This is a genomic window from Pseudosporangium ferrugineum, from assembly GCF_003002065.1.
Lineage (GTDB): Bacteria > Actinomycetota > Actinomycetes > Mycobacteriales > Micromonosporaceae > Actinoplanes > Actinoplanes ferrugineus_A.
This window is the reverse complement of record NZ_PVZG01000057.1, coordinates 1-6,709: the sequence shown is the minus strand read 5'-3', so window position 1 is coordinate 6,709 and position 6,709 is coordinate 1. Positions and strand designations below refer to the sequence as shown.

Genomic DNA, 6,709 nt, shown 5'->3' with positions numbered 1-6,709 from the left:
GCAATCACAAGTTTCCCCTGCCAGAGAGGCACTTCCGTCTATTTACACGCCGGTCGGGCCCACCAGTTGATGATCACCGTGAATCACCCGGGCTAGCAGCTCGCGGACTGGCACGGTGCGCAAGTCGTGCGTGGCCTCGTCAAGGCGCCCCCACATGTAGATCCGCAAGGCGACCCATCCCAGGTATGCCTTCATGTGCTCGCGTGCCGGATCGCACGGCCACGGCCGGCCACACTTGACGCAGTCCCAGGACGGCCTTCTGGCCTCGTGCTCCGCATCCCAGTAGATCGTTGTCATCGACCGGCCCTCCGCGAACGCCACTCCTGCCCCGGCGTCATCAACGGCCGCTCGCTCCGACAGGCCGTCGAATGTCGCGCGGTGGGGCCGTTCCAGTCCGGGTCCAGCTGCAGAGACCGCATCACCGGCGGAGGTGGGCTCGTGGCCGCGTCCGGGCACGGGTACCACGGACACCCGCACCGGCACCGCTTCCTCCAGGGCTTGAACCACACGCGGACCGCTTCGTGCCGCATGGACGCCTCCTCCGCCGTCGGGAACTCCCTGCCTGAGCGGCATCCACGGCTCGTCGGCGCGTCTCCTGGGGCGGGCGCGCGCCAACGAGGCTGGCGTGACGACGCTCGCGTAAAAGGTATAGGCGTCTAGACGCATACGCCACTAGGCGCCCGCGCGTCTGTACCTACAGTGACTTCATGATCACGCCAGATCGCGAAGGCGCTGCTTACCGGCAGCTTGCGAGCGCCCTTCGCGAGCGGATCAGTAGCGGAGAGTTAGCGCCCGGCAAGCGCATGCCGTCGGAGAAAGACCTCCACGACGAGTTCGGCCTGGCACGCGAGACTGTCCGCCGGGCACTCGCCGTGCTCCGCGCCGAGGGCCTGATCGAGGTACGCCACGGACACGGCACCTTCGTCGTAGAGGCACCGCAGCGCGTCGAACTCCGCTCCGGCGACACCGTGACCTCCACCGCGGCGGTCACCGTGACTCGCGCCAACGGCGACGTCGAGACCTATCCCGCTGGCACGAACCTCACGGTCACCGACTGATCGACCGTGCTTGATTTCGCTCGCGCCGGTTCCGCCGAGACGAGACTGCCCACCACGCCACCGGCGGTGACCCCGTGAACCAACCCGCCCGGCACACCGTCATCGACCAATGGACCGGCCGCCACGCCACCGCACTGCAGGCCGCGCTGCGCATGTCTCAGGACGAGATGGCCGCCCTGATCGGTGTCGCCAAGCGCACGATCGCCTCCTGGAGCGAACGGCCGGACATCGTCATCCGCCCCGAACTCCAACGGGCACTCGACACCGCGTATCAGCGCGCCGACGAGCCCGCGAAGCTGCGCTTCGCCCGCCAGCTCAAGGCCGAAGATGACGCCGAGGCGAAGGCGGCCGGCGGTGCCGTCGCGCTATCTGTCGCCATCGCCGTGGTGGTCAACGAGACCGAGGTCTTGCTGGTCTGCCGACGCGATGCCGACCCGAGTGGCATCGACTGGCAGTTCCCCGCGGGGATCGTCAAGCCGGGTGCCAACCCCGCCACTGTTGCGACCCGCGAAACGCTCGCCGAGACCGGCGTCCACTGCGTTGTCCGCGATGAGCTGGGCAGCCGCCTCCACCCGCTCTCCGGCGTCAATGCCAGCTACTTCCTCTGCGACTACCTCGCCGGCGAAGTCGAAAACCGCGACGTCGTCGAGAACACGAGCGCGCTCTGGGCGCCGCGAGAAGACGTCACGCGATTCATCCCCCAACAGCGGATCTACCCGCCAGTCCTGCGCGCCCTGGAGAGCTACGAATGAGCCAGCCGAACACCGACGAACGCCCACCCATCGCAGCAGCCATCATCGTCCACGACGGCCAGGTCCTGATGGTGCGGCGCCGTGTGAAGGAAGGCCAGTTGTCCTGGCAGTTCCCGGCCGGCGAGGTCGAGGCCGGCGAATCCGCGGACGATGCCGCGGTCCGTGAGACGCTCGAAGAAACTGGCCTTACGGTACGGGCGGCCGGCAGCCTAGGGAAGCGGGTCCACCCCAACACCGGCCGGACCATGCTCTACGTCGCCTGCGACGTCGTGGAGGGCGCCGCGCACGTGGCCGACGAAGAGGAGTTGGCAGAGGTGGCGTGGTGCGACCGCGCCACCCTCACCGCCTATGTTCCCTACCCGTTCTTCGCCCCGGTGCAAGAGCACCTGGACGCCAACCTGCGCTGACGTCCAGGGTTCTCGTTGTTCTGAGGCTCAGGTCGCGGTGAGCAAGTCGGCGAGCCTCGTGCGGACTACGCCGTCGTGGAAGTGCTCCGGCAGCGGCACCCCGCCGATCGACTGCCGATCCGACACCACGTCGTCCAGCGTGTTCGCCGGCAGGGACTCGGCGAGCTGGAGGCATTCCCTGGCGTACCGCCGTGCTTCGTCGACCTCGCCGGCCTCACGAAGCCGCACGGCCAGGGCGTAGGCATACTGGGCGGCGGCCCGGTCGTCCTGGAAGAATCGCTCATCCTCGTACTGCTGGCGGACCTCGCTGATCGAGGGCCGAGGGGTGACTTCCTCGTCGACCATCAGAACAGGAACCGCTCGGCCACGGTCTGGTACTCGAACAGCTCAGACTCAGAGAACCAGAGCTCAACCTCGTACTTCGCCTCCTCGACATTGCCCGAGGCGTGGACCAGGTTGGCAGCAACGGAGTGCTTGGCCTCGGTGTATGCCTTTGACGTATGCGCGAAATCGCCACGAATGGTACCGGGGTTCGCCTGGTTAGGAAAAGTCACGCCGACGATACGCCGAACATTAGCAACTGCTTCCACGCCCTCTAGGGCCAGCGCAATGACAGGACCGGACTTCATGAAGTTGGCCGTAACGTCGAAGACGGATTTGCCGAACCGCTCCTCCAAGTCAAAGTAGTGCTTGCGTGCTAATTCGGCATCCATCTGCACCATCTTCGTGCCCACGACCTTGAGCCCGGCGTCCTCGAAGCGCTGTAGCACGCGCCCGACCAGCCCACGCGACACCGCGTCTGGCTTGAGCAATACGAGGGTTCGCTCGACCGTTGCCATCCCGTCTCCATTCTCCAAGGTAGAACCGAAGGGTACCGTACGACATGCTAGGACGGTCCGTGGGCTCCCCTTAGCTTGAGATTCAAGCATGTATTCAGTCTCTATGTTCACGCGGCTATACCGTCACCGCTGACCGAGCGCCTTCTGTCGATGCAAACGTACGAGCCAGGTTGACCCTTCGCGACCTTCTTCATCTCACTTGCCACTGCTTTCACCACTTTTGTCGATTGGAGCGTCCTTCCTGGGAATTTGGATTCGGCGACTCCGATCGACAGGGTGACGAGCGCAGCGCGGCGTGGCTTACCGGTACCCCATCGGTTAGGAATTTCGATAAAACCTTGTGCTAGGTCGACCGGATCATAAAGGCGGTCGGCCGCACTTTCGAACCTAGATACCACTGCCTTGGTGAAGGTCAGTAGTTGGTCTGGACTGCACATTGCCAGGAAGTCGTCGCCGCCAATATGGGCTATATCTATGCGCGGGCCGGACGCTGCGGCAGCAGCGGCTCGGAGGGCGTCGGACATCGCTCTTAGGAAGTCGCCCGCGCGATCAAAGCCGTAAGAGTCCACGACGCTCTTAAACCGGTCGATGTCGAAGTACGCGAACGAGAATTCCTGCCCAGCGGCGATACGCTTTTGCAGCTGCTGCGTGATCCACGCGTTGCCAGGCAGCCCAGTATCTGCAGATATGTCGAGGAGGCACCTCGACCTCGTCAGGAGTCCAAGAGTCTGAGCAACGAACTCCTGGATCGTAACATCAACCGGAAGGCGCCGATCTACGGGGAGTGATGACAGGTGAAGGTCGCTATCGTCCGAGAATGGCCCGCGGCCGAGGACCATGGTCGGCATCGTCGCGAAGCCGAGCGCCTTGCCCGTCTCTTGCAGAACACGATGGTCCGTCTTGCTCGCAGCCACTACGATGATTAGGTCGAATCTCTTCGCCTCGAACGCCGCAGATATCGAGGCGAGACGCCGGCAAGTCACTAAGGAAATGCCGTGCGCGCGCAGCGCTCGCCGTAGGCGATTGCCGAGCCGGTCAGTGTCAACGAACAGTACATTCCACTTCACGCTGCGTTCCGCTCGTGGTTCGGCTCACTATTCTTATGTCCCGTAGCCGGAACTGTCCTTGCTTCTACCTCAATCGCCGCTTTTTGTCCGATGGTCGACTGGGGCTGCGATGGGGTCATATGTTGCCATTCGCGGAGGCGTCGCATTACGAGACCGGACCACATCAGCCGACGGATCCCAAAGCGATACCGGCATGCCCTTTCCATTCGCGCCACGATGATGTCCACCCCTCGGGGGCCGAAGCCGCCGAGGTTCATATCGCTGCCCTTTGTCAAGGGAGCGGAATTCCATGCCTCCGCGCATGCGGGTGTCACGATTGCAGAGACGTCGCGAGCGCACTCATTGAAGATCTTGCTCAGAGCGCGGCTTTCTCCTGCAATCCATCCCGCAACCTCGGCCCGTTGCTCTTGTAGCGCGTGCCCACGAGCGGCGAGCGTGGATAGCGTTTTCGGTTCGTCGTCCGTACGGCGTCGGATCCTGTAGGGATACTCGCCCCAAGCGACCAGATATCGCACTGCTTGCGCATAGCGGTCTCTGCGGGCGTTGGCATTGGCTCGCATGCCAGACGAAACGGCGTTGACGAAGGCTGCAACTACGCCGGAGCTGATTACGGCTACGAGGATGGTGACTGTGATCGACATTCCGGGCGGCGGCGTTGTCGGTGCGGCGATCGGCAAGGTGTTCATGAACCCGGGTACTCCGCTCATGTCAGGCGGCTTATCGAGGATCGGACGACTGTCGCGCTGGCCGCCTCGACGAGACATTGTCGCAGACGCATTCCAAGACCGGCCGCTGGAGCGACTCCATCCCAACCGCGCCCGCCATGGGTCTGGGTGTCGACCCGCGGGCCGAGGGCGAGGGCCAGGCATCACTACACGTTGTGTCCAACAGGTGACGAACCGGATGCTGAAGGTCCGGGCCGTGCGGTCTCATCCGTGGTCTCATACGCTGTCGTCCGGCGGCGTCCCGTGACGACCTGATAGGCACGGATGCGCACGTCGTGGACGGCGCCGTCTGTCGATGAACGACGACTCGCTGACCTTACAAGCGAGGGGTCGCAGGTTCGAAACCTGCCGCGCCCACGTGAGTCGGACACCCCTGTCCGCGGAGTGCGCGGACCGGGGCCTCACGTCATTTTGCTCCGGGGGCCGAGCCCCCGGACGCCCCGCGTTGCGGTGGTTGCGGTAGCGCCTGTCGGTCGCGCGCTGGCTGTGACTCCTCGCTTGTGCGTTGCACGTCGCCTGTCGCCGGCTGTGACTCCTCGCTTGTGCGTTGCACGTCGCCTGTCGCCGGCTGTGACTCCTCGCTTGTGCGTTGCACGTCGCCTGTCGTTGGCTGCTGACAGCAACGGCGTTCACGACAGCCGCCCGTTCAGCTGCCGAGCGACTGGCGCATCGTTTCCAGGTTCGCATGCGAGTAGATCTTCAGGGTCAGCTTCGCGTCGGCTTGTCAGGCGATGCCCTGGCCGCTGTGCGGCGGCACGCGGGTTAAGTCAGCGCAGCCGACCGGCCGGGCCTGGGCGCGCTTCCGAGGGAGGCGCTCCGGCTCCGGGGTAGCCGCGCACCCCGTCCCCTCGCCCCGGGCAAGCCGAGCAGAACCCCGCCGGCGTCCACCGGCCTGGGTGCACCCTTGTCAAGGCCGTCTTGACGCGGCGGGCGCCGGTGGCGGCCCGCTCCCACGATGGGCGGGTCGACGGCGACGGGATGGCTCAGCTTGGTCTCGGTTCGGTCGGGATCAAGGATCGAGTAGGCGAATGGGCTCCTCCCGCCCGACCCGCTTCCATCGACGGCCGAGGTTGTCGATGAAGACGACATTCATCAGCTCTACCGCGGCTGCGCCGGGGCATCCGGGACCGACGTTCATCAGATGCCAGTCCTCCGGAGCCTCGAGCCACCCGTTTCCGGCGGAACCGCGCGGAGGCACGTGTCCGATACGGAGGGGCCGGTCTTCACGCCCAGCAATTGGAACCTCGACGTCCCATATTGGAGCTTCGCTCTGGTTGTAGACCATGACGTGAACCTCAGAGTACCGCTGTCCGTCGTCGTATTGAGGATCTGGACTATAGCCACTTTCCGCTGACTTATCAGGATCCAAAGTTGCATATACGAGACGAGCTTGACGACGTTCCTCATCTCGACGTTCCTGGTCGCGCTCCTGGTGTTCCTCGCGGCGAGTCTTAATTTCCCGAACGAGAACTATAAGCGCGGCGCCAAACGCGCCCGCGGTGAAGATTCCGCCCAGAAGGGAGCCCAGCGCGTCAACTTCGTTCCATCCGAATCCGAGTAGCACGCCTAACTCCATGCGTGTGCATTAATCAGAGCGACTGGCTGGAGATGCCGATGATAGCGTGCGTTGCCAAGTCTTCGACGCCCTTAGGGTCGCGACCGATCAGGCTGATTGCTGAAAGCAACGAGCCTGGATGATCTCAGTCGCGGTGACCTCCCGGTGGACGACTTCCGGAGTTCACGACCAAGTATGGACGGCGCCGGACGGGACTGTACAAATAACGGCTGATCGACCGATCAAGGGAGAGACGCCAGATGACGACCGAGATCACCTCGGGGCGGGAGCCGGCCGCCGGGCCGG

9 protein-coding genes are annotated in these 6,709 nt (G+C 64.3%); 4 read left to right on the top strand and 5 right to left on the bottom strand.

What is annotated here, in order from left to right; all coding sequences use genetic code 11:
• Positions 1-707: 707 nt before the first annotated feature.
• From CLV70_RS38420 to CLV70_RS38410, 3 genes are all read left to right on the top strand, one after another.
• Positions 708-1,058, top strand: a complete 351-nt coding sequence (locus CLV70_RS38420) for a GntR family transcriptional regulator (RefSeq protein ID WP_106131537.1) — start codon at positions 708-710, stop codon at positions 1,056-1,058.
• A gap of 74 nt (positions 1,059-1,132) precedes the next feature.
• Complete coding sequence (locus CLV70_RS38415) at positions 1,133-1,810, top strand: NUDIX hydrolase (RefSeq protein WP_211304058.1); 678 nt, start codon at positions 1,133-1,135, stop codon at positions 1,808-1,810.
• Positions 1,807-2,217 (top strand): NUDIX hydrolase, encoded by a 411-nt coding sequence (locus tag CLV70_RS38410; RefSeq protein WP_106131536.1) that lies wholly within the window; start codon positions 1,807-1,809, stop codon positions 2,215-2,217. Before CLV70_RS38415 ends, CLV70_RS38410 begins: the two co-directional genes overlap by 4 nt.
• Positions 2,218-2,244: 27 nt before the next feature.
• On the opposite strand, the gene CLV70_RS38405 is transcribed toward CLV70_RS38410, so the two are convergent.
• From CLV70_RS38405 to CLV70_RS39480, 5 genes are all read right to left on the bottom strand, one after another.
• Entirely contained in the window at positions 2,245-2,562 is a 318-nt protein-coding gene (locus CLV70_RS38405) for a hypothetical protein (protein ID WP_106131535.1), read from the bottom strand.
• Positions 2,562-3,056 carry a nucleoside-diphosphate kinase gene (gene ndk, locus CLV70_RS38400; RefSeq protein ID WP_106131534.1) on the bottom strand — a complete coding sequence of 165 codons (495 nt, stop codon included), beginning with the start codon at positions 3,054-3,056 and terminating at the stop codon, positions 2,562-2,564. Before ndk ends, CLV70_RS38405 begins: the two co-directional genes overlap by 1 nt.
• Positions 3,057-3,163: 107 nt before the next feature.
• On the bottom strand, positions 3,164-4,123 hold the full coding sequence (locus tag CLV70_RS38395; RefSeq protein WP_146164354.1) for a diguanylate cyclase domain-containing protein: 960 nt from the start codon (positions 4,121-4,123) through the stop codon (positions 3,164-3,166).
• On the bottom strand, positions 4,120-4,809 hold the full coding sequence (locus tag CLV70_RS39485) for a hypothetical protein (protein WP_146164353.1): 690 nt from the start codon (positions 4,807-4,809) through the stop codon (positions 4,120-4,122). Before CLV70_RS39485 ends, CLV70_RS38395 begins: the two co-directional genes overlap by 4 nt.
• Before the next feature lie 1,048 nt (positions 4,810-5,857).
• Complete coding sequence (locus CLV70_RS39480; protein ID WP_146164352.1) at positions 5,858-6,133, bottom strand: hypothetical protein; 276 nt, start codon at positions 6,131-6,133, stop codon at positions 5,858-5,860.
• 105 nt (positions 6,134-6,238) lie between these two features.
• Between CLV70_RS39480 and CLV70_RS40045 the strand changes: the two genes are divergently transcribed.
• Positions 6,239-6,409: a hypothetical protein gene (locus CLV70_RS40045; RefSeq protein ID WP_158277943.1), complete on the top strand. Its 171-nt coding sequence runs from the start codon at positions 6,239-6,241 to the stop codon at positions 6,407-6,409.
• Positions 6,410-6,709: the final 300 nt, after the last annotated feature.